Origin of the sequence: Dietzia maris (genome assembly GCF_036287335.1) — a bacterium.
Classification (GTDB): Bacteria; Actinomycetota; Actinomycetes; order Mycobacteriales; family Mycobacteriaceae; genus Dietzia; species Dietzia cinnamea.
Genome location: NZ_CP143053.1, coordinates 855,001 through 878,815 on the forward strand (window position 1 = coordinate 855,001; position 23,815 = coordinate 878,815).

The 23,815-nt window shown below is 65.6% G+C and carries 12 protein-coding genes, 2 rRNA genes and 3 pseudogenes (1 of these 17 cut by a window edge); 9 read left to right on the forward strand and 8 right to left on the reverse strand.

The window, feature by feature from the left end:
• Positions 1 to 970: ribosomal RNA gene (locus tag VYL96_RS03930) — 23S ribosomal RNA — on the forward strand; it begins 2,130 nt to the left of the window's first position.
• 95 nt (positions 971 to 1,065) lie between these two features.
• Positions 1,066 to 1,182, forward strand: a 5S ribosomal RNA gene (gene rrf / locus VYL96_RS03935).
• A gap of 124 nt (positions 1,183 to 1,306) precedes the next feature.
• Here the strand turns inward: rrf and VYL96_RS03940 are convergent.
• Positions 1,307 to 2,830: an IS1634 family transposase gene (locus tag VYL96_RS03940; RefSeq protein WP_456237601.1), complete on the reverse strand. Its 1,524-nt coding sequence runs from the start codon at positions 2,828 to 2,830 to the stop codon at positions 1,307 to 1,309.
• A 1,147-nt stretch (positions 2,831 to 3,977) separates the two neighbouring features.
• On the opposite strand from VYL96_RS03940, the gene VYL96_RS03945 reads away from it, so the two are divergent.
• Both VYL96_RS03945 and VYL96_RS03950 read left to right on the forward strand, forming a co-directional pair.
• Positions 3,978 to 5,342, forward strand: coding sequence for an IS110 family RNA-guided transposase (locus VYL96_RS03945; RefSeq protein ID WP_329438463.1), 1,365 nt, complete (start codon positions 3,978 to 3,980; stop codon positions 5,340 to 5,342).
• 246 nt (positions 5,343 to 5,588) lie between these two features.
• Entirely contained in the window at positions 5,589 to 6,902 is a 1,314-nt protein-coding gene (locus VYL96_RS03950) for an ISL3 family transposase (RefSeq protein WP_329439066.1), read from the forward strand.
• A gap of 109 nt (positions 6,903 to 7,011) precedes the next feature.
• Here the strand turns inward: VYL96_RS03950 and VYL96_RS03955 are convergent, their stop codons facing one another.
• Entirely contained in the window at positions 7,012 to 7,770 is a 759-nt protein-coding gene (locus tag VYL96_RS03955) for an ATP-binding protein (RefSeq protein ID WP_329437607.1), read from the reverse strand.
• On the reverse strand, positions 7,767 to 9,428 hold the full coding sequence (gene istA / locus VYL96_RS03960) for an IS21 family transposase (protein WP_329439068.1): 1,662 nt from the start codon (positions 9,426 to 9,428) through the stop codon (positions 7,767 to 7,769). Before istA ends, VYL96_RS03955 begins: the two co-directional genes overlap by 4 nt.
• Positions 9,429 to 9,691: 263 nt before the next feature.
• On the opposite strand from istA, the gene VYL96_RS03965 reads away from it, so the two are divergent.
• Positions 9,692 to 11,092: an IS1380 family transposase gene (locus tag VYL96_RS03965; protein WP_039867814.1), complete on the forward strand. Its 1,401-nt coding sequence runs from the start codon at positions 9,692 to 9,694 to the stop codon at positions 11,090 to 11,092.
• Positions 11,093 to 11,332: 240 nt separating this feature from the next.
• Here VYL96_RS03965 and VYL96_RS03970 read toward each other — a convergent pair whose 3' ends face one another.
• The 4 genes and pseudogenes from VYL96_RS03970 to VYL96_RS03985 all read right to left on the reverse strand — a co-directional run.
• Positions 11,333 to 12,271, reverse strand: coding sequence for an IS3 family transposase (locus VYL96_RS03970; RefSeq protein ID WP_131886690.1), 939 nt, complete (start codon positions 12,269 to 12,271; stop codon positions 11,333 to 11,335).
• 45 nt (positions 12,272 to 12,316) lie between these two features.
• Positions 12,317 to 13,405 carry an IS110 family RNA-guided transposase gene (locus VYL96_RS03975; RefSeq protein ID WP_131886691.1) on the reverse strand — a complete coding sequence of 363 codons (1,089 nt, stop codon included), beginning with the start codon at positions 13,403 to 13,405 and terminating at the stop codon, positions 12,317 to 12,319.
• A 196-nt stretch (positions 13,406 to 13,601) separates the two neighbouring features.
• Entirely contained in the window at positions 13,602 to 13,946 is a 345-nt protein-coding gene (locus tag VYL96_RS03980; RefSeq protein WP_131886692.1) for a transposase, read from the reverse strand.
• 287 nt (positions 13,947 to 14,233) lie between these two features.
• Positions 14,234 to 14,380 (reverse strand): annotated as a pseudogene (locus VYL96_RS03985) (ATP-binding protein); the annotation flags it as partial.
• A gap of 523 nt (positions 14,381 to 14,903) precedes the next feature.
• On the opposite strand from VYL96_RS03985, the gene VYL96_RS03990 reads away from it, so the two are divergent.
• The 4 genes and pseudogenes from VYL96_RS03990 to VYL96_RS04010 all read left to right on the forward strand — a co-directional run bounded on the left by VYL96_RS03990 (position 14,904) and on the right by VYL96_RS04010 (position 20,909).
• Positions 14,904 to 16,268, forward strand: coding sequence for an IS110 family RNA-guided transposase (locus VYL96_RS03990; protein WP_329438463.1), 1,365 nt, complete (start codon positions 14,904 to 14,906; stop codon positions 16,266 to 16,268).
• A gap of 245 nt (positions 16,269 to 16,513) precedes the next feature.
• Positions 16,514 to 17,828, forward strand: a pseudogene (locus tag VYL96_RS17260) (ISL3 family transposase).
• A 9-nt stretch (positions 17,829 to 17,837) separates the two neighbouring features.
• Positions 17,838 to 18,371: pseudogene (locus tag VYL96_RS04005) on the forward strand (transposase); the annotation flags it as partial.
• A 1,152-nt stretch (positions 18,372 to 19,523) separates the two neighbouring features.
• A complete protein-coding gene (locus VYL96_RS04010; protein ID WP_407935065.1) occupies positions 19,524 to 20,909 on the forward strand; it encodes an IS1380 family transposase in 1,386 nt (461 codons plus the stop codon).
• Between the two features lie 1,262 nt (positions 20,910 to 22,171).
• Here the strand turns inward: VYL96_RS04010 and VYL96_RS04015 are convergent.
• Positions 22,172 to 23,572 carry an IS1380 family transposase gene (locus tag VYL96_RS04015; RefSeq protein WP_329439075.1) on the reverse strand — a complete coding sequence of 467 codons (1,401 nt, stop codon included), beginning with the start codon at positions 23,570 to 23,572 and terminating at the stop codon, positions 22,172 to 22,174.
• Positions 23,573 to 23,815: the final 243 nt, after the last annotated feature.

The following is a 23,815-nucleotide window of genomic DNA, read 5'->3' on the forward strand; positions in this document are numbered from 1 at the left end:
TAGCGAAATTCCTTGTCGGGTAAGTTCCGACCTGCACGAATGGCGTAACGACTTCTCTGCTGTCTCGACCACAGACTCGGCGAAATTGCATTACGAGTAAAGATGCTCGTTACGCGCGGCAGGACGAAAAGACCCCGGGACCTTTACTATAGCTTGGTATTGGCGTTCGATTCGGTTTGTGTAGGATAGGTGGGAGACTGTGAAGCATGCACGCCAGTGTGTGTGGAGTCGTTGTTGAAATACCACTCTGATCGTATTGGACGTCTAACCTCGGCCCATGATCTGGGTTAGGGACAGTGCCTGGTGGGTAGTTTAACTGGGGCGGTTGCCTCCCAAAGAGTAACGGAGGCGCCCAAAGGTTCCCTCAGCCTGGATGGCAATCAGGTGTTGAGTGCAAGTGCACAAGGGAGCTTGACTGTGAGACTGACACGTCGAGCAGGGACGAAAGTCGGGACTAGTGATCCGGCACCGGCATGTGGAAGCGGTGTCGCTCAACGGATAAAAGGTACCCCGGGGATAACAGGCTGATCTTCCCCAAGAGTCCATATCGACGGGATGGTTTGGCACCTCGATGTCGGCTCGTCGCATCCTGGGGCTGGAGTAGGTCCCAAGGGTTGGGCTGTTCGCCCATTAAAGCGGCACGCGAGCTGGGTTTAGAACGTCGTGAGACAGTTCGGTCTCTATCCGCCGCGCGCGTAAGAAACTTGCGGAAGGCTGTCCCTAGTACGAGAGGACCGGGACGGACGAACCTCTGGTGTGCCAGTTGTTCCACCAGGAGCATCGCTGGTTAGCTACGTTCGGAAGGGATAACCGCTGAAAGCATCTAAGCGGGAAGCCTGTTCCAAGATGAGGTTTCTCACCACCTTCGCGTGGTTAAGGCCCCCCACAGACCATGGGGTTGATAGGCCGGAACTGGAAGCGCAGCAATGCGTGCAGGTGACCGGTACTAATCGGCCGAGGACTTACACACAAACACCTTTTTACGAGATCGACCCGCGTCCACTGTGCAGTATCTGAAACAACACACCCACACCAAAAGCGTGTGTGGGCCTTGTTTCACAGAGTTACGGCGGCCATAGCGGCAGGGAAACGCCCGGTCCCATTCCGAACCCGGAAGCTAAGCCTGCCAGCGCCGATGGTACTGCACTCGCGAGGGTGTGGGAGAGTAGGACACCGCCGAACACAACTTCACAACGCGGGAACCCCCGAACCCACGGTTCGGGGGTTCCCGCCATTTCAGCGGCCCACCACCACAGACATCACGCGACCGTTTCCGCATCAGGCCTGACTTCCACAAGTTTTAGTGTCACCCTGCGTTGATCGCGTCGATGACGGCTCGCGCGGCGTCCGGGATTGTGGGTTCGACGAGCATTTCGTGGTCGCCGATGGCGACGGTGACCGTGCGCAGGGGCCGCAGGGTGGTGACGATCTTCTTGATCGACATGCCGGTGACGTCCTGCAGGTGCCGGGCCACGGCCAGGGCGGCAAACACGACGGTCAGGTGAGCTTCGATCGCGTCGCGGGTGCGGTGGAAGATCGGCCGGGCCCTCAGGTCGGCCTTGGCCATGCGGAAGGACTGTTCGACTTTCCAGAGGTCGTGATAGGCCGCCACGACGGCATGGCCGTCCATGACCTCCGACGCGATGTTGGTGACATACCCCTTGTAACCTGCAGATTCGCGGGCCCGCTGGATCGAGACCTCGTCCAGGATCACCTTCTGGTCGGTGACCTTGACGAACCGCTGCTTCTTGAGTGGCTCTGCCCGGTCGGCGACGCGTTGGGCGCGGTCAATCTGCGCGTTCAGCGTCCGCCGGTCTCGCTTGGCCCGCTCCCATTTGTAGTGCCACACCACCCGCCGGTCTCGCCGGTCCCGGCCCTGTCCCATTGGGCGGATCAGCTCCACGACGCCGTCGTCGGCAATCACGTTGCCGCGGCGGCCGAAGTGGTCCTCAAGCTCCTTGGGCGCCTTGGAAGTGCGGGAGCCGACGATGAACGACAGGCCCGCATCTTCCAGCGCATTGAGGTTGGCCGCCGACAGCATGCCCGCATCGGCCACCACGACCATGTCGCTGATCTGGTGGCGCTTCTGAAAGGCCGTGATGACCGGGATTAGCGTCTTGGTCTCTGCCTTGTTGCCCTCGAAGACGTGCACGTCCAGCGGGAACCCATCCCGGGCCACCAGCAGGCCGACGGTGATCTGCGGGTCGACCTTGCGCTCTTTACTCATACCGACTTTGCGCAGGTCATCTTCTTTTTCGGCCTCGAAGTACAAGGTGGTCAAGTCGTAGAGCACCAACGCCACGCCAGGGCCGCCGGTGCGGGTGACGTGGGCCCAGCAGGCGGTGGCGATCAGGCTGCGGTAGTCCCGGCCGACCACTCGCTGTAGGCAGTTGTAGAGCGTGTTGACGTGCGGTGGTTTCGTCTCCAGTTCGCCCAGGACCCGAACCGAGTCCAACTTGCTGGTCGGCTCCACCACACGGCACAGCACCAGGTCGCGGAACACCGGATCGCCCACCACGTCGAAGCCGAGCCTGGAGTACGTACCGGTCAATCCTTGCCACAGGATCCGCGCCGTGGACTGCTGGATCCGCGCGGCTGTCGCTGCCGGCACGTCGATCACCGCGGCGCCGCGCTCACTCAACTCCAGGTCTAACGCCTGCTGATCGCCCTGGATGCGCTGCTTGGCGACCTCGATCAACGCCGCCAACTCGCCGGGGGTGTGAGCCGAACCGAGGTGCTCGCGCACCACCAACCGGCCGCTGACCCACTCGACCAACTGCACGCCCGTGGCCCCCGACCCCGTCGGCGCCTTCCGAAATTTCAGCCCCACACGTCCAAGCTACCGGGCCGTTTAGTGTCACAAACGCCAGCCCCGAACTCGCCCTACCAGCGAAAACCGCAATCCCGATCCCTAGAACAGCGTCAACTTGTGGAAGTCAGGTCAGGTCTTGGCCCCGGCAGACCGATCGATCGGCGGGACTTGATCGAGGAGCCGTCCGGCTGAGGTCTGCGGACTCAGCTTGGTCGTCGGCGAATCCCTCCTGCCGGGTCAGTAGGGAGTCCGAGGTCAGAGTATTCATGCCCCGGTTCGTGTAATCGGCATCGCGCGGCGGGTGCCTGGTTTGCAGTGAATCCAGTTGGACGACGTTGCGGTGCTCAGTCAGGTACACCGCCGCGGCGGGCGAATGAGGGCGCCGGCTGGCTCATGACCGCGGCGTCGGCAAGTAGGGCTTGTGCCAGCAATGCGGGTCGGCCCGCGAATCCTCGGGCCCCATCGGCACCGGGTCGAGTGGCGCACTGAATCCCGGCCAGCAGACCTGTGGAGCAAGCCAGGTGCGCCGTGCGGAGGGCGGCGGACTCTATGACCCCGCGGCTCGGTGACGCTCCGACGCGTTGCTCGCAGACGCCGGTGTATCGACCCGGATGCCCTGGCCGGTTACGGTGTTTGGGGGCTTATATCGTTTTCGGTGCTGGGTTTTCCCAGCTCAGCAGCCCGCTAGGGTTGACGGTGGGAGAGGTTCGGTGAGCGCGGTTGTCGGCTGAGGGTTGTGCCTCGTGAACAGAGAATGCGACACCGGATCTGCCCCGCCACATGGCCCGTTTGAAGGGAATTGACGGACTGGCCTGGCAGAGGTGTTCTGTCGACTGGTCGCGCCGGATGACACGTAAGCACGGGCACACCCTGGCGGCGACACCTCTCGGCCGATTGCTGGCCGCGGGGCGCCGATGGCCTGCTGTGGCAGCGGCTCGAGTATGCGGGGCCGCGGCGACGGGATGCTCCCGAGACCGATAAGTACACAGGAAGCCACGGCCGCACTACCCGATGGCGCGGCGATGATTGTGGGGCTTCCCTCCTGCGACGTCGCAGGCAGGCTTGGTGGAGCCTGCCGGCACGTGCGATGCCGCTCGAGGACGCCCGGCGACATCGTCTCGACTGTCCCGCTATGGCGAGCGTGGCAGGAAGGAAGCCCGAACCCATGACTTCAACGGGCACAGTCCATAGTCCCACAACGATTCAGGCCCGCGCCGGGATCGACTGCGCGATCGTGGCGAATCACCAGTGCGAGCTGATCGAATATCGCGACGACGGCACGACACGAACAACCCGCAAGACCATCCCGAGCACCGCGGCCGGGATGAACGAGCTGACCAGGTTTCTCGCAGCAGTCGACGTCGCCGTCGACGTGGTCGCTGAACCGACTTCCCTGACCTGGGTTGGTATCCAGGCTGCGGTCGGCGCCGCCGGCGGCCGGTTCTACCTGATCGGCACCAGGCACTCCTCTCGACTGCGCGCAGCGGTGGCCGGCAAGAACAAGTCCGACGTCATCGATGCGCATCTGCTGGCCAAGGCGCTCGACTTGTTCGACCTTGAACCGCTCGTCGTTGCCGACGTCGGTTCCGAGGCCATCAAACGCTCGGCCCTGTCGCGGGGCGATGCCCGCGTGCACTACGACCAGTGCTGGCGCCGACTGCGTTCTTACGTCGCCGCCACCGTTCCGGACATCGACAAGATTCTCGCCGGATCTCGTACCCGCACGTTGGCGGTGCTGGGGCGGTGGCCTGACCTGCGAGCCCTGGCCCGAGCACACCGGTCCACCATCACCGCAGTGCTGCGCGAACACTCCTACTGCGGTGGCCGCCAGGAGCAGATCGCTGACCAACTCCGCAGTGCCGCGGCGGCCTGGGTGGGCATCCTCAGGGACTACTACGACCTAGATTTCTGGGCTTTGAAGGTCGCTGGAATGCTCGCCGACATCGATCAGGCCGCGGACCGATTCGACCGCTACACCGAGCAACTCGACGGGCTCTGGCACGCCTTCTACGGCCCCGATGATCTGCTGCTCTCGGTGCCGGGGACCGGCCCGATCACCGCGGCGACGATTCGTGGCTGGCTCGGCGACGGGTCCCGTTTCGCCCGCCCCGAGGACTTCGCCTCCTACTGCGGACTGACCCCATCGAACTGGTCGTCGGGAACCATGGAGCACAAACATCGCGCGATCAGCAAGGAAGGCCCGTCGGCTTTGCGGATGGCGGTGTTCCTCGCCGCGAATGCGGCACGCACATCCGACCCGCAGCTCGCTCGGGTGTACCACCGGCTCATGGTCGACAAGGGTCAGCACCACAACAAGGCCGTGTGCGCGGTCGCCCGCAAGCTCGCCGAGCGGATGTGGATAGTCGTGCACCGCAACGCGCCCTACGAGTACCGCGACGACGACGGCGCGATCCTCGACATCACCCAGGCTCGGGCCATCGTCCGCGAGCGCTACCAGGTGCCCGCGGAAGTCCGCGCCCGCCACCGCAACCACACCACCGCCCAAAGGAGAGCCCGACTGGCAGCCTGACCCCTCCCTCGCCTCGCCACCACGAGGCCCCAGATCAGCCGTAGAGCCCGGCGCTCTACGGCGCCTCGACATGCATCCCGACAGGACCATCCTGAGGGGGGTTGACAATCGTTAGGGAATCTCTTCCGGATCCGGAGTGCGTAGCTGGGGTTCGCCGGTGATGCGGTGAGGCACAAGATGTAGGGGTCCTGGGGCGTGTGAAAATGCAGGTTCTCACACCGCGCATCGAACACCCCAGGACCCGTCTTGAACGCTACCGCCAGCCTGCTTGCCGACACCATCTGCCGCACCGTCGAACTCGGGGTGAGCATCACCGACGCCGCCGTTGCTGACGAGTTCACGCACTTGTTCTGTGCCCCGGTCGCACTGGACCCGATCTGCCCCGGGTGCGGGATGGCGGGGCGCCTGCGAGACCACGTCGAGCGGCGGGTGACCGATCTTCCGATCGTCGGTCACCCTACGAGGCTGCACGTGCGAGTACCGCGTTTCACCTGCGACAACACCGGATGTGAGACGAGGGTCTTCCAGCAGCGGATGCCGGCGTTGGCCGAGCCGCGGGCCAAGACCACCCGACGCTGTAACCGGTGGATCTTGCAGCGCTTGGCGATCGACCGCACCAGCGTCTCCGCGGTCGCCAAGGCGCTCGGGTTGGGCTGGGATCTAGTCAATGACCTGGCGGTCTCCGAGACCCGCGCGATGGTCTACGACCAGCCCGGACACTTCGACGGAGTCCGCGTTCTCGGGGTCGATGAGCACAAGTGGAAGCACGTGCGCGGCGACGGTTCGTCTTCGTTCGTCACCGTCCTGGTCGACTTGACCCCGGTCGTGGACGGCACGGGCCCGTCGCGCCTGCTGGACATGGTCCCGGGCCGTTCGGCGAAGGTGCTGACCGAGTGGCTGGACGCCCGTGATCAGGTGTTTCGAGACCGGGTCAAGGTTGTCACGATGGATGGGTTCGCCGGCTACCACACCGCCGCCGCCAACGCTGTCCCTGAAGCCCGGACGGTGATGGATCCGTTCCACGTCGTGCAGCTGGCCGCGGACAAGCTCACCGTGTGCCGCCAACGCATCCAGCAGGCCACCACCGGGCACCGGGGCCGCAGTGGCGATCCGCTGTACGGGATCCGCCGGACCATGAATACCCGAGCTGAGCTACTCACCGACAAGCAGCAAGTCCGGCTGTTCAAAGCGTTCACCGCCCATGACGCGCACGCGGCGGTGGAGGTCACTTACGGCGTCTACCAGCGTCTCATCACCGCTTACGAGGCCTCGGGCAAGCGGGAGGGCAAGATCGCGATGTACAAGCTCCTGCGCTCGATCCGGGCCGGGGTGCCCAAGGAGCTGCCCGAGCTCGCCCAGCTGGGCCGGTCGCTGTGGAAGCGCCGCCGCGAGATCCTCGCCTACTTCGACGTGGGCGCCTCCAACGGCCCCGTCGAGGCCATCAACGGTCGCCTCGAGCACCTCCGCGGGATCGCCCTGGGCTTCCGCAACCTCAACCACTACATCTTGCGGTCACTGATCCACTCCGGTCAGCTCCAGAATCGGATCAATGCACTCTGATTCCGGAAGGGCCTGTTTGGGACGCCTTTCGGAAAGCGCGGTTCTGATGATCGGGTAGCGGTCGGACGGGTATCGGATAGCGGAGTTCACCCGTCCGACCGCTGGGCCGCTATGGCGTTGTCGTGGCGAGGTGTCGTCTCATGTTGGGGCCGTCGAGGGCGATGATCTCGGCGCCGGCGACGATCCGGTTGAGGATCGATTCGGCGATGACCGCGTCTTGGAGCGACTTGTACCAATCGGGCGGATCGAACTGCGAGGTCACCAGAGTCGAGCCCCGCCCTTCCCGAGCGGCCAGGATGTTGAGCAGCTCCGCCGCGGTGTGCGGGGCCACCGGCGTGGTCAGGAAATCGTCCAGCACTAGCAGGTCGCAGTTGTGCAGGTCGGTGAGGAAGTCCAGCCTGCGCTGCGAGGTCGGCTCCAGCACGGCGAGCCGGTTGGCCAGGTCGTCGAGCCGGAAGAATCTCGCGGTGTAGTACTTTCGGCACGCGGCATTGAGAAGCGCTTGGGCGAGGTAGGTCTTGCCCACGCTGGATTGGCCGAGCACGACGAGATTGCGAGTGGCGTCGATCCATTGACAGCTGGAAAGTCGTGCGATTAGCTCGCGGTTGACGTTGCGGTCAGGCAGGTAGCGGATCTCTTCTACGCAGGCGTCAGGGTTTGGTGATCTGGAGGCCTTGAGTAGTTTCTGGGTCCGGCGTTCCTGCCTGGCCGTGATCTCTTTGTCCAGAGCGTGGAAGATCTTCTCGGAGAAGGTCCACTCGTCGCAGGCGGGATCGCCTGCCAGGTCAATGACGGTCTGGCCGAACGCGGTCATCCGCAGTTGCGTGAACAGCGGCATGTCGGCGTCGGTGAGATGACGATCAGTCACTGCAGCTCCTCCTTCCCCGCGATGCCGGTGCTCGTACTCGGGCGTCCGGTGAGGGCGGCGAGGCTGAACTGCTCGGGCCCGGCCAGATGCGCCCCGGTGGTATCTCGCCGACCCGGCGGCGGCTCCAGCCGGTCCGTCGTAGCCGCCACCGCCGGCTGCGTGGTGGTGGGCCGGGCGGCGGCCTGGGTCCTCAGGGCCGCCAGCTGCTGCTTGACGGCGGTGTAGCTGATCGCCCGGCGTGAGGTCTCGGAGACGAGTTGGCCACAGGCCCGCTCGAGCAGCATCTTGTTGTCCCCGCGGGCCAGGGCGAGGATGTTCTGGCACGATCGGTAGCCCTGCGCCTCGATCCGCTGGCGATCCAGGACCTCGCTGATCGCGGCGACGGTATGCGGTCCGATCTTGTGGGCCTGGCGCACGAAGTAGGCCCGCGACCACAGGTCCGATGACTGCAGGTGCTGGGCGGGCACGTGGTCAGGGTCGGTGACGAACGCGTGCCGCCTACCGGAGACGACGTGGGAGGCGATGACCTCACCGCCAGCCATGACCACCAGTGTGGGGCCGGTGATCTTCACATCGACGTGCTGGCCGGCGAAGGTGTACGGCACCGAGTACTTCACCGTGGCGATCTCCACGTGATAGTCCCGGTTGACCTTGGACTTCTTCCAGATGACCGGCTGCCAGCGGACCTCGGGCAGAGCGATCAGCTCCGACTGCTCATGCTCGGTGAACAGCTCTCGCCGGCTGATCTTCTGGCCGCGGAACGGGATCCGGTCGTTGATCGCCTCCACCTCGGCGGCGATCGCCTCATTCAGATCGTCCAGGCTCGCGAACCGTCGATCGGCCAGCCGTCCGATCACCCAGTTCGTCACCACCTTCACCCCGGCCTCGACGTTGCCCTTGTCCGTCGGGCGCACCGGCCGAGTGGGCACGGCGGCGGTGTGGTGGTACTCGAGGAAGTCCCGGTATTCCCGGTTGACCTCGCGGGCCCGGTCGCCGCGGGCGATCTGATTCGATGCCGTCGAGGCGTTGTCCGGGACGATCACCTGCGCCGCGCCGCCGAAGTACTCGAAGGCCTGCAGGTGCGCGTCGAGCCAGTTCGGCATCTTCTCGTCCACGCAGCCCGAGGAGAAGACCAGCCCCGAGTACGGCAGCGACGCCACGAACACCGACACCGTGGTCTTGGTGCCGAGGACGGGATCGAAGATCGCCATCTTCGACCCCGCCCAGTCGACCTGCATCGTGTGCCCGGGCACGTGCGCGATCCGCATCGTCAGCTCGTTGACCTCGACGTACTCGCCGACGATCTGGCAGAACCGCTGATAACTGTAGTGCCGCTGCCCCGGCGATCCCTCGCTGTCGAGGTAGTTGGCCCACAGCACCCGCAGCGGCAGCTTGTTCTTGCCCGTGCGCTTCTTCACGGTCGCCGCCACGTCGAAGGCCACGAACTCCGCCGACGGCGTCTTACGCCCATCGGTGAACAAGGCGTCGATCTCCTCGCCGCTGAGCGCCTCGACCTGGCTGGTGGCGGTCACCCCGTGCTCGCGGCACACCTTTTTCGCCTTGGCGATCGTGCGGTGCGAGCAGCCCGCGATCGCCTCGATGTCCCGGTAGGACCTGTCCTGCAGCAGTAGCGACATCACCAATCGGTAATCAGTCACCCGTGCCTCCTGTTCGGAATCACGCGTAGCCCAGTTGCCACGCGTAGAACCGACACGAGCACACGAGGACCGGCACCGCTATCCGATGCTCATACTCGCGCTACCCGATCATCAGAACCCTGCTTTCCGAAGCACGTCCCTAACCCCGGTAGTTCACGGGGATCTGCGGATCGCTGGGTGAAAATAGACCGAAGTGCTTCCTGAACAGGGGAAACTGGGACTTGTCTAAGGTTCCTGATCCTCAAGCAGAAAGCACTCGGTAGGTGAAGCGTACTTCGTGGTCGTCTGGTCTGTCGTTCTCCGTCGAGGATGTCGGGGTGATTGCTCATGCCGGGGTCATCGCGCCGCGTCTTCTGGCTGATCGCGTCGGCCTGACCGCCGAGCTGTCGGGGGCCATGGCGCAGCGCCGATCCATCCCGATCCATGACCGTGGCAGGGTGTTGACCGATGTCGCGGTGATGCTCACAGGTGGCGGCACGTCCATCGCCGACATCCGCGTCCTGCGCCACCAATCCACTGTCCTGGGTCCGGTCGCCTCCTCTCCGACGGTGTGGCGCGCCCTGGACGAGGTCACCGCTGGTAAACGCAAAAAGATCCAGGTCGCGCGGGCCCGTACGCGGCGGCATGTGTGGTCCCAGCTGCCCGGCGGGGTGCCGGCCTCCAAGTGCGCGGGCCGGGATCTGGGGGACACGGTCGTGCTCGATGTGGACGCCACCATCGTGGTCACCCACAGCGAGAAAGAACAGAGCGCGCCGACCTACAAGCGCACCTTCGGCTACCACCCGATCGGCGTGTGGTGCGACAACACAGAAGAGTTCCTCGCTGCGAGCTTGCGGCCGGGCAACGCGGGGTCGAACACCGCGGCCGACCACATCGACGTCCTGGGGCAAGCCATCGCCCAGATTCCCGCCGCCCATCGGCGTGATGTGCTGATCCGATCCGACGGCGCCGGCGCCTCCCATGACCTGTTGGAGTGGATCTCCGAGCAGAATCGGATCCGTGGTCGGCGGGTGGAGTACTCGGTCGGCTTCTCGATCACCGCCGGAATCCGCCGGGCCATCGCGATCGCCCCCGACACCGCGTGGGGGCCAGCGGTGAATCAAGACGGCGACCTGAGGCCGGGCGCGGAGATCGCCGAGCTGACTGGACTGCTGCCGCCCAGGATGCTCGCCAAGTGGCCCGACGGGATGCGGGTCATCGTCCGCCGTGAGCGGCCCCACCCCGGCGCCCAGTTGTCGATGTTCGAGGAACTCGACGGGTGGCGCTACCAGGCGTTCGTCACCAACACCGCCACCGGTCAACTGCAGTTCCTCGAGGCCAGGCATCGGGCGCACGCCCGGGTGGAGGACCGGATCCGCCACGCCAAAGACACCGGCCTGGGCCGTCTGCCCTCGCGAGAGTTCGCTCTCAACCAGGCATGGCTGGTGGCGGTGATGATCGCCGCCGACCTCGTCGCCTGGACCCGGATGCTGGCCTGCACCGGCGCCGCCACCATCCTCGCAGCGTGCGAGCCCAAAGCGATGCGCTACCGCTTCCTCCACGTCGCCGCCCTACTGACCCGCAGCAGCCGACGTAGACGGGTCAAAATCCCCGAGACCTGGCCCTGGGCCACCGCCATCGAAGCGGTGTTCCACACGATCGCCGCGATCCCCAAACCGGCCTGACCCCACCTGCCCACCCACGACAGCACCACCCGGAGACCCGCCCACCGGCAGCGCCAGCCGGCGCCCAAACACGTCTACACGACCCGCCGGACACAACATCCGTAGAAACCCGACTCCATCACGCCCCATGAATCAGCGGGGCTAACAGGTTACGGCCGCTTCGTCCCGGAAGGGACGGCGTAGTTGTGTCGATCGGTCGCGGCCTGCTCCATGTCAAGCCCCGGGTTTTGTAGAGGGTGGTTATCTGGCGTCGACGAGGTCGTCGACGGGCTCTGGTGCCGGTTCGGCCGCCGTGTGTTGGGCTTCGTATTCGGCGGGTGGGACGTAGCCGATCTCGCCGTGGATGCGGCGGTGGTTGAACCAGTCGATGTACTCGGCGACGGCGATCTCGAGATCGTCGATGTCCCGCCATGGCCCCCTGTGTCGGTTGCGGATCAACTCGGCTTTGAACAGAGAATTGAACGCCTCGGCCATAGCGTTGTCGTAGGAGTCGCCGCGTGAACCCACCGAGGCCACCAGGTCCTGTTCTTCGAGCCGCTCGGTGTAGCGCAGCGCCCGGTACTGAACGCCGCGGTCACTGTGGTGAATCAGCCCGCCCAGGTCGTCGCCGGCGTGGGTGCGCTGCCATATCGCCATGTTCAACGCGTCCAGAGCCAGGTCGGTGTACAGATTTTTGGACAGCTGCCAGCCGACGACCATCCGCGAGTAGACGTCGATGATGAACGCCGCGTACACCCACCCGGCGTACGTGCGGATGTAGGTGATGTCGGCGACCCACAGTTGATTCGGCCGCTCGGCGACGAACTTGCGTTCCACCAGGTCAGCGGGGCGCTCAGTCTCAGCCTTGGGCCGAGTGGTGCGCGGGGACTTGGCCCGCTGGACCCCCTTGAGTCCTTCAGCTCTCATGAGGCGTTCGACAGTGCAGCGGGCGACCTGGTGGCCGGCGCGGCCCATCTCCTTCCACATCTTGCGGGCGCCGTACACGTGGTAGTTCTCCTCGTACATCGTGGTGATCGCGACCGTCAGTTCGGCGTCGCGAACCGATCGCGCTGAGGGCGGTCGGGTCTTGGCGGCGTAGTAGGACGAAGGCGCGATCGCGGCGCTGGTCTCGGACAGTGCGTCGCAGATCGGCTGGACACCGTGTTCGTCCTTGTAGCGGTCGATGAACTCGACCTTCAGCGCTGTGGACGGTCCAGCTCCGCGATGCTCCTATGTCAAGTCTCGTCACGCGGCCGCCTGCAGAGCAGGGATCGGAGTGCGCGGGGACGCTGTAGGAGTTGGCGACGTGGCGTCGGGCAGGGGCCGTGTTTCGTCGGCGCGCATCGCTGCGAACACCCGGTCGGATATTCGGCGGCGGAGCAGTCGCAATGCCTCGGTTCGGGTCTTGCCGGCGGCGATGAGCTTGTCGTAGTAGTCGGTGCCTTCGCCGCCGAGCCGCAGCTGGGTCACCGCGGCCATGTGCAGCGCGGTGTTAATGCGTCTGTTGCCGCCCCGAGACAGCCTGACGCGGACCTTATTGCCAGACCACACTGGAATCGGGGCCGTGCCATTGAAACGGGCGAAGGCGTCTTTGGACTTGAACCGCCCAACCCCGGCAGTCTCGCCGATGATCATGGCTGCTCCGAGCACCCCGAGGCCCGGCACGTCGAGCAAGTGCTGATGATTCGCGCGTACCAGCGTGCCCAATCGGCCCTCGATCTCGTTGATCCGCCGGGTGAGCGATCGGATGTCTTCCAAGATGTCGCGGGCGATCTCAACTACCACCCCGGTGTGGTCGTCCAGGTGGGCGATTAGCTCATCGAGAAGATGGTAGCGACGTAGCGCCCGGGACGGTATCCGCAGGTCAGGGTCGATCTCGTGCAGGAACCAGCGAACCTTGGACTGCAGTGCGGTACGGCGAGAGACCAGGCTGCGACGGTGGTCAGACAGTAATTTGATCTCCCGCGCCGGCCCCGGCAACTCGGCCGTGGGCAGGTCACGTTCCCGCAGAGCAACACGCGCCACGGCCTCCGCGTCGATCGGGTCGGACTTGCCGGGTTCACGACCCGACCTGCGCATACCCGCCATCAGCCGGGTGTGGACTCGCACCACCTTGTGCCCGGCGTCGAGCAGGTCGGCCTCCAGGCGGCGGGTCAAGTGCCGGCAGTCCTCGACCGCGATGCTCACCTCCTCGAACTGCTCGAGCCAGCTCATGATTTTCTGATGCCCAGCCGACCGGGCCTCGACGGTGAGGACATCGATCCTCCTGCCGACCTCGTCGACAGCCACCAGCGTGTGCCAGTTCTTGTGGGCGTCAATTCCGATGACAGTCACCGCGGACCTCCTCCTGCTGCGTCTCGTGCAGTGCGGCATCGCCGACCGAGGTCGGGCACGCCTCAGTCGGGCAGGACGAGCGAGCAAGCTCCTATCAGGCCACGGCCTCGATCAGCGATGCCAACCCGGTGGAGCGGCACATCGCGGACAAGCCACCTTCGGCAGCGAAAAAACGAGCCAGCCCCACCGGGCACCATCATTTTGGTACTGAAGCGAAAAAAGCCGACGCCTGCTTCAAGATCGTGTTTGCTCGCCGCAGCTCGCGGTTTTCCTTTTCCAGCTGGGCCAGGCGGGCGTCGCGATCAGCCGAGACCGACGAGGCGTCTTGGCCCTCGGCCTGGGCTTTGCGGACCCAGGTCCGCAGTGCTTCGCGGTGCACGCCGAGCTGCTCGGCGACACGCACGATCGCACCGTGTGAGCGGTCGGGGTCGGCCAGCGCTTCCAGCGCCATCCGCGTCGCTCGTTCACGAAGCTCGTCCGGGTACTTGCGAGGTGCTCCCATGGTTCTGATGATCCCTTCCCGGGTAATCGATGTCTCCATCAAACCCGGGGCGATGCACCATCGGCGTGTAGTCGGCGGTTTCCCGGGGTTGCGCTGGTGGGTGCGCTGTTAGTGACCTGCTGCGGCTTAGACGACAGCGCCGGAGAAGATCGCTCGCCGACGCCGCTCGATCCGCCTCGAACACCTTGGGGGCGAAGGCGCGCGTCCTTCGGCACGAATCGAGAGATGTACGGCTGGGAAACGCGGTGTCAAGGGACATTGGGATCTCCCTGTGGGCGGTCAGTTCATCTCCCTGCTCGCGGACAGCTGATCTCCCTGGTGGTCGGTTAGTGCAATGGGACCACCCGCTTGCCGGCGGTGGCTTCGGCGAGTCGGAGGGAGGTGCCCTCGGTGACGATGACGTGGGCGTGGTGCAGGAGTCGGTCCACTGCGGCCGTGGCCAGGGTCTTGGGCATGAACGTGTCAAAGCGGCTTATATCGTTTTCGGTGCTGGGTTTTCCCAGCTCAGCAGCCCGCTAGGGTTGACGGTGGGAGAGGTTCGGTGAGCGCGGTTGTCGGCTGAGGGTTGTGCCTCGTGAACAGAGAATGCGACACCGGATCTGCCCCGCCACATGGCCCGTTTGAAGGGAATTGACGGACTGGCCTGGCAGAGGTGTTCTGTCGACTGGTCGCGCCGGATGACACGTAAGCACGGGCACACCCTGGCGGCGACACCTCTCGGCCGATTGCTGGCCGCGGGGCGCCGATGGCCTGCTGTGGCAGCGGCTCGAGTATGCGGGGCCGCGGCGACGGGATGCTCCCGAGACCGATAAGTACACAGGAAGCCACGGCCGCACTACCCGATGGCGCGGCGATGATTGTGGGGCTTCCCTCCTGCGACGTCGCAGGCAGGCTTGGTGGAGCCTGCCGGCACGTGCGATGCCGCTCGAGGACGCCCGGCGACATCGTCTCGACTGTCCCGCTATGGCGAGCGTGGCAGGAAGGAAGCCCGAACCCATGACTTCAACGGGCACAGTCCATAGTCCCACAACGATTCAGGCCCGCGCCGGGATCGACTGCGCGATCGTGGCGAATCACCAGTGCGAGCTGATCGAATATCGCGACGACGGCACGACACGAACAACCCGCAAGACCATCCCGAGCACCGCGGCCGGGATGAACGAGCTGACCAGGTTTCTCGCAGCAGTCGACGTCGCCGTCGACGTGGTCGCTGAACCGACTTCCCTGACCTGGGTTGGTATCCAGGCTGCGGTCGGCGCCGCCGGCGGCCGGTTCTACCTGATCGGCACCAGGCACTCCTCTCGACTGCGCGCAGCGGTGGCCGGCAAGAACAAGTCCGACGTCATCGATGCGCATCTGCTGGCCAAGGCGCTCGACTTGTTCGACCTTGAACCGCTCGTCGTTGCCGACGTCGGTTCCGAGGCCATCAAACGCTCGGCCCTGTCGCGGGGCGATGCCCGCGTGCACTACGACCAGTGCTGGCGCCGACTGCGTTCTTACGTCGCCGCCACCGTTCCGGACATCGACAAGATTCTCGCCGGATCTCGTACCCGCACGTTGGCGGTGCTGGGGCGGTGGCCTGACCTGCGAGCCCTGGCCCGAGCACACCGGTCCACCATCACCGCAGTGCTGCGCGAACACTCCTACTGCGGTGGCCGCCAGGAGCAGATCGCTGACCAACTCCGCAGTGCCGCGGCGGCCTGGGTGGGCATCCTCAGGGACTACTACGACCTAGATTTCTGGGCTTTGAAGGTCGCTGGAATGCTCGCCGACATCGATCAGGCCGCGGACCGATTCGACCGCTACACCGAGCAACTCGACGGGCTCTGGCACGCCTTCTACGGCCCCGATGATCTGCTGCTCTCGGTGCCGGGGACCGGCCCGATCACCGCGGCGACGATTCGTGGCTGGCTCGGCGACGGGTCCCGTTTCGCCCGCCCCGAGGACTTCGCCTCCTACTGCGGACTGACCCCATCGAACTGGTCGTCGGGAACCATGGAGCACAAACATCGCGCGATCAGCAAGGAAGGCCCGTCGGCTTTGCGGATGGCGGTGTTCCTCGCCGCGAATGCGGCACGCACATCCGACCCGCAGCTCGCTCGGGTGTACCACCGGCTCATGGTCGACAAGGGTCAGCACCACAACAAGGCCGTGTGCGCGGTCGCCCGCAAGCTCGCCGAGCGGATGTGGATAGTCGTGCACCGCAACGCGCCCTACGAGTACCGCGACGACGACGGCGCGATCCTCGACATCACCCAGGCTCGGGCCATCGTCCGCGAGCGCTACCAGGTGCCCGCGGAAGTCCGCGCCCGCCACCGCAACCACACCACCGCCCAAAGGAGAGCCCGACTGGCAGCCTGACCCCTCCCTCGCCTCGCCACCACGAGGCCCCAGATCAGCCGTAGAGCCCGGCGCTCTACGGCGCCTCGACATGCATCCCGACAGGACCATCCTGAGGGGGGTTGACAATCGTTAGGGAATCTCTTCCGGATCCGGAGTGCGTAGCTGGGGTTCCGTGAGGCGGGGCGTGGCGGAGAATTTGGGGGTCCTGGGGGTGTGAGGATTGCGGTTCCTACACCTGCACCCAGAACCACCCAGGACCCGCTTTGAACGCTACCGCCAGCCTGCTTGCCGACACCATCTGCCGCACCGTCGAACTCGGTGTGACCATCACCGACGCCGCCGTGGCCGGCGAGCTCACGCACTTGTTCTGTGCCCCGGTCGCACTGGACCCGATCTGCGCGGAGTGCGGGATGGCGGGCCGGCTGCGGGACCACGTCGAGCGGCGGGTGACCGATCTGCCGATCGTCGGGCACCCCACGAGGCTGCACGTGCGGGTACCGCGCTTCATCTGCGACAACACCGAGTGCGCCACGAGGATCTTCCAGCAACGCATGCCGAATCTGGCCGAGCCGCGGGCCAAGACCACCCGCCGTTGCACCCGCTGGATTCTGCAGCGTCTGGCGATCGATCGCACCAGCGTGTCCGCCGTGGCCAAGGCCCTCGGGCTGGGGTGGGATCTGGTCAACGATCTCGCGGTCTCGGAGATCCGCACGATGGTCTACGACCAGCCCGGACACTTCGACGGCGTCCGCGTTCTCGGGGTCGATGAGCACAAGTTTCAAGCACGTCCGCGGCGACGGTTCCTCTTCGTTCGTCACCGTGCTGGTCGACCTCACACCGGTCGTGGACGGCGCCGGCCCGTCTCGGCTGCTGGACATGGTCCCGGGCCGTTCAGCGAAGGTGCTCACCGAGTGGCTCGATGCCCGTGACCAAATGTTTCGAGACCGCGTCAAGGTGGTGACGATGGACGGGTTCGCCGGATACCACACCGCCGCCGCCAAAGCCGTCCCCGAGGCACGGACGGTGATGGACCCGTTCCACGTCGTCCATCTGGCCGCCGACAAGCTCACCGTGTGCCGACAACGAATACAGCAGACCACCACCGGACATCGGGGCCGCACCGGCGACCCCCTGTACGGGATCCGCCGCATCCTGCGCACCCGCGCTGAGCTGCTCACCGACAAGCAGAAAGCTCGCCTGTTCAAGGCGTTCGTCGCCCACGACGCCCACGTCGCGGTGGAGGTCACCTACCGCGTCTACCAGGGGCTGATCAACGTCTACGAGCAGCCGCGGCGAAGGGACGGAAAGATCGCGATGTACAAGCTCCTCAAGTCCATCCGGACTGGCGTGCCGAAGCACCTCACCGAGTTGGCGCAGCTCGGCCGGTCCCTGTGGAAGCGGCACCGAGAGATCCTGGCCTACTTCGACGTGGGCGCTTCCAACGGGCCGGTCGAGGCCATCAACGGACGCCTCGAGCACCTCCGCGGAATCGCCCTCGGCTTCCGGAACCTCAAGCACTACATCTTGCGATCACTCATCCACTCCGGACAGCTCCAGAACCAGATCAACGCACTCTAAATCCGGAAGCGCCAGTTTGTGGGCGCCTCCTGGCAGCGCTGCCGGGTGCACTTCATGCGCAATCTGCATGGCACGGTGGCGTCCAAGCACGCACCCGCGGTGACCGCGGCGGTCAAGACGATCTTCGCCCACACCGACCCCAAGGATGTGGCTGCGCAGTGGGACCAGGTCGCCGACACCTTCGCCGCCTCGTTCCCCAAGGCCACCGCGATGATGCGCGAGGCCAAGACCGACGTTCTTGCGTTCACCGCGTTCCCGAAAGGGCACTGGCAGAAGATCTGGTCCAACAACCCGATCGAGCGGCTGAACAAGGAGATCAAGCGCCGTGCGGACGTCGTGGAGATCTTCCCCAACCCGGCCGCGTTCCTACGGCTTGCGACCTCGGTGGTCATCGACCAACACGACGAATGGCAAGTCGGCCGCCGCTACCTGTCAGAGAGCTCCATGGCCGAACTCCGAGCCGTCATCGCGGCCAAGCAACACGCCCTCGACACCGGTACTGGTTATGATCAACCCACGGAACTCGTTGATCACTGCGACTGACCAGATGCCGATCCGAATTCCACCACGCCACGGGGCACTATCCGTATGCCTCGAGAATTTCCATGATCTCCCTGTCAGACTTCTTCATGCGTCCCTCCGGTGGAACAGCGCTCATAGGTGGTCGAAGACCTCGAGCACATCCCCGGAGGGGCGCTTTTCGCGGGACCGACACGGCCCGATCCCTTGGCCACGGACAGGGAGATCAACTGACCGTCAGCAGGGAAGTACGTGTCCGCCTACAGGGAGATTGGCATGGCCGCTAGCACGCGGAGCTCGTCGAATGACGGGGACTTCGGGGTGACCGCACCGGTGTTCAGGTGCCGACGTAGTTCGCGCGTGGCGGATCGTCTTCTCGGTCCCGCCCCGGGTTCCCCGGGTCAGGGGTTCTGGCCGGGAGCGGCCAGCCCGCTCCAGAGCTTTCTCACTCTATGGGGGGCCAGCCTGCTGGCTGACGCGACTCTTTGAGGTCGCAAGCGAGAAAGGGCAGAGCCGGGCAGGGCGAGGGTCGCGCCTCCGCCCTCCACGGGGCGGGTGAGCAACTCGAGCGCACGCGCGGAGACCGGCTCCGCCGTGAGCCTCCTTATCACGACGAATTGCGATCGTGAGTGCGGCGCCGGGCCCTCACACCCGCCGATGCGGCGGAGGACGGCGTCGGGGGTTACGACTTCGCGTCTGCCCCCAAGACGCTGTGCTCATCGGTACTCGCGATTCGTCGGAGTCACTCGTACGGTCGTGGAACCGCCTCGGTCGCTCCGTCGGCGTCCGTGAAAGTGGGGTCACCGGGGGTGTCGCCGGGGTTTGGTGCGACGGTGAAGTGCGAGCCCTGTAGCCAGAGCGGTTCGTCTCTGGCCTCGAGCGCTACACAGATGCGCTGTCATCTCGGCTGATCGCGCTGATCGCGCTGATCGCGCTGATCGCGCTGATCGCGCTAATCGCGCTAATCGCGCTAATGCGCTGATCGCTGTGATTCGGTGCGAGGGCCCGCGCACTCCGGAGCCAGCGGGGGTCAGAGAAATGCACGAGAGCGTTAGCCTCGAGATTTCATGGTGGCGGCCTCGGTAGTGCGTGTCGGGCATAAAGAAAGGTGCTCTGAGCTGGAATAATGCGGGGTGTTGAAGCTCGCAAAGTATCCAGTCAAGGAGCACCTTTCTGGTGAAGAACTCTACCCTCTCGCCCATCCGCCTGGAGGTTGACCACGCCGGGAAGGGGGTCGTCTCCCACGCCGGGATTGTGCTTCCCGCCCGGGTCGCCGAAACATCAGGCCTGGTGGAAGGCCTATCGCAGGCGTTGGCGCCATGGCGGGCGCCGACCGCGGTGTTCGACCCCGGCCACATGCTGACGCAGTTGGCACTGGCGGTCGCCGCCGGCGGAGATCATCTGGTCGATATCCGCGAACTCGCCGGTGCCGACACCATCGTCGGCCCCGTGCCTTCCCCTGCCACGATCTCCCGCCTGCTGGCCGTGCTCGCTGACGATGTCGACCGCGTCGAATCAGTCGTCCAGCAGGCAATATCTCGTGCACGGGAGCACGTGTGGAACCGGGCAGAGAACAGGCCGTCGCTGCGGGCACCGAGCGCGGAGAACCCGGTCATCATCGACATCGACGCCACCTTGATCACCGCGCACTCGGACAAGGAACACGCTGCCCCGACCTATAAGAAGGGCTACGGTCACCACCCACTGCTGGCGTACTGCGACCACGGGCCCGGCGGGGGCGGAGAACCAGTGGCCGCGCTGCTGCGGCCGGGCAACGCCGGCGCGAACACCGCCGCCGACCACAAGAAACTCCTGGCCACGGCGCTGAAGTCGATCCCGGGTATCAACACCCCCCGGCCCGGGAAACGAGTACTGGTCCGCACTGACGGAGCCGGCGCATCGCATAAGTTCCTCGAGCACCTGCACCGCAAGCGGGTCCAGTACTCCATCGGATTTGCCCTCACCCCGGCCTTGGCCGCCCTGGTCGACGATATGCCGGACCAGGCGTGGCAGTCCGCACTGACCTCAGACGGCGACACCCGCGAGGGCGCCGAAGTCGTCGAACTGACCGGTGTGGCCGATTTGAGCCACTGGCCTGCCGGAATGCGGCTGATAGTCCGAGCAGAACGACCCCATCCGGGCGCTCAACTGCGATTCACCGACGCCTCCGGACGCCGCCTGACAGCGTTCGTCACTAACACCCGCCGCGGCCACATCCAGACACTTGAGCTCCGCCACCGCCAACGGGCCCGATGCGAGGATCGCATCCGCACCGCCAAGGACACCGGCCTGGCCAAACTTCCCCTGCAGACCACCGCGCAGAACCGGATCTGGATCCTCATCTGCCAACTCGCACAGCTTCTCCTGGCCTGGTCCCAGCTCATCGCCCTCGACGCCACCCCAGCCGCGACCTGGGAACCCAAACGCCTGCGCCTGCGGCTTCTCTCCGTGGCCGCGAGTCTGGCCCGCCACGCCCGAAAAACCCGCCTCCACCTCGACGAAACCGCACCATGGGGCCACCTGATCACCCGCGGCCTCGCCCGACTCGAAGACCCTGGCTAGCACCCCGGCAAGACCCTGCAGGCCCTCGACAGACGTAGCAAAACGCGGGAGACGTGGAACCCCGACGCCCACCCGGGCGACACCGGCCGAACAATCACGCCCACACACCGAAAATCGGGCAGAATCACGAGTTGACGGCGCCTTCACTCCGCTCAACTGCCGGATGAAAAATCGAGGTTAGATGACCCGCTGTAGTGCGCAACCCCACTGGGGGCAACCACCGGGCCCCGAGACGCTGCGACCGGCGGCGCCCCGCCGCGCGCGAACGTAAGAGCGCAAACCCTCGTGACCAGGGGCCGTGGGCGCGCCGCCGCGGTGCCGCTCGTGACTCCCTCCTGCAGCCGCGACCCGCCGGTACGAGAGCCACGGTCCCGGATCGAGGCCGCACCCTGCGGAGTACCCAGAGGAGGGCGCGGGCGCTGACCTCGCTTCCCCTGACGAGCAACCCGTGTAGGCAGTGGCCGGCCCCTGCGCGTCTCGTGGCGTCTGTAGGCCCGGTGATTCAGTCGCGGTGCCGAACGCCCGCTGTCGTTGTGTGACTGCTGCTGGGTGAGTGAGTCTGGCTGGTCGCACGGAACGGGGCCGACGAGATTCGACGTTGTGGGTACCAGCAGGGAGTGCATTCCGTGAGCCAACAGGACCTCACGGTCATCGAGTTTTGCGAACGAGACAGCGCTCAGCTTCACCGGGCTGCTGCCTCTCGGCTACCCGGATCCCGGAGCGATCAGCGGCCCACGATCAGGACGTGCCCGATGTTCCGGAGCGAGCCGCGGTCGGCTCCGCAGAACCCTTGGATCTATTGCCCGCAGCGATGTGTCCCAACGCAACAGCTGGCCGGATAGCCACTGACTGACGTCTGCGCCCGAGAAGGCGAATCGCCCAGGTCGGCTCGACCATGTCCCGGCCGAGTTGCGCGCCTCGTGATCACGCGGCCACATGGAAGGCGTCACGGCACCTGCATCCGCGGTAGGCCGCTGCGCGCAGAACGTGTCGCGGTTGTCCACTCCCGCAGGCGACCGACGGATAAGGGATGGCGGCGGCCATCTTGCTTCCGGCCGCCGGCCCGTTGCGCTCGCTGTGGCCCTATTAGGGCGCTTCCTGCGCAGTGCCGGCCCTATTAGCCCCGCTGATTCATGGGGCGTGATGGAGTCGGTTCTCTACGGATGTTGTGCCCGGCGGGTCGTGTAGACGTGTTTGGGCGCCGGCTGGCGCTGCCGGTGGGCGGGTCTCCGGGTGGTGCTCTCAAGGGTGGGCAGGCGGGGTCAGGCCGGTTTGGGGATCGCGGCGATCTTGTGGAACACCGCTTCGATGGCGGTGGCCCAGGGCCAGGTTTCGGGGATTTTGACCCGTCTACGTCGGCTGCTGCGGGTCAGTAGGGCGGCGACGTGGAGGAAGCGGTAGCGCATCGCTTTGGGCTCGCACGCTGCGAGGATGGCGGCGGCGCCGGTGCAGGCCAGCATCCGGGTCCAGGCGACGAGGTCGGCGGCGATCATCACCGCCACCAGCCATGCCTGGTTGAGAGCGAACTCTCGCGAGGGCAGACGGCCCAGGCCGGTGTCTTTGGCGTGGCGGATCCGGTCCTCCACCCGGGCATGCGCCCGATGCCTGGCCTCGAGGAACTGCAGTTGACCGGTGGCGGTGTTGGTGACGAACGCCTGGTAGCGCCACCCGTCGAGTTCCTCGAACATCGACAACTGGGCGCCGGGGTGGGGCCGCTCACGGCGGACGATGACCCGCATCCCGTCGGGCCACTTGGCGAGCATCCTGGGCGGCAGCAGTCCAGTCAGCTCGGCGATCTCCGCGCCCGGCCTCAGGTCGCCGCCTTGATTCACCGCTGGCCCCCACGCGGTGTCGGGGGCGATCGCGATGGCCCGGCGGATTCCGGCGGTGATCGAAAAGCCGACCGAGTACTCCACCCGCCGACCACGGATCCGATTCTGCTCGGAGATCCACTCCAACAGGTCATGGGAGGCGCCGGCGCCGTCGGATCGGATCAGCAGATCACGCCGATGGGCGGCGGGAATCTGGGCGATGGCTTGCCCGAGGACGTCGATGTGGTCGGCCGCGGTGTTCGACCCCGCGTTGCCCGGGCGCAAGCTCGCAGCGAGGAACTCTTCTGTGTTGTCGCACCACACGCCGATCGGGTGGTAGCCGAAGGTGCGCTTATAGGTTGGCGCGCTCTGTTCTTTCTCGCTGTGGGTGACCACGATGGTGGCATCCACATCAAGCACGACCGTGTCCCCCAGATCCCGGCCCGCGCACTTAGAGGCCGGCACCCCGCCAGGCAGCTGGGACCAAACGTGCCGCCGCGTGCGGGCACGCGCGACCTGGATCTTCTTGCGTTTACCAGCGGTGACCTCATCCAGCGTGCGCCACACCGTCGGAGAGGAGGCGACCGGACCCAGGACCGTGGATTGGTGGCGCAGGACGCGGATATCGGCAATGGACGTGCCGCCACCGGTGAGCATCACCGCGACATCGGTCAACACCCGTCCACGGTCATGGATCGGGATGGATCGGCGCTGCGCCATGGCCCCCGACAGCTCGGCGGTCAGGCCGACGCGATCAGCCAGAAGACGTGGCGCGATGACCCCGGCATGAGCAATCACCCCGACATCCTCGACGGAGAACGACAGACCAGACGACCACGAAGTACGCTTCACCTACCGAGTGCTTTCTGCTTGAGAACCTGGAGCTCTAGACAAGTCCCAGTTTCCCCTGTTCAGGAAGCACTTCGGTCTATTTTCACCCAGCGATCCGCAGATCCCCGTGAATCACCGGGGTTAGGGCGCTTCCTGCGCAGTGCCGACCCGGGGAAGGACGGCGAACGAATGAAGTCCGTTGAGAAGGTTCGAACTCGAGCCACTACCGGGAAGAGGCCACAACGACAGCCGGGGATCCTCGCC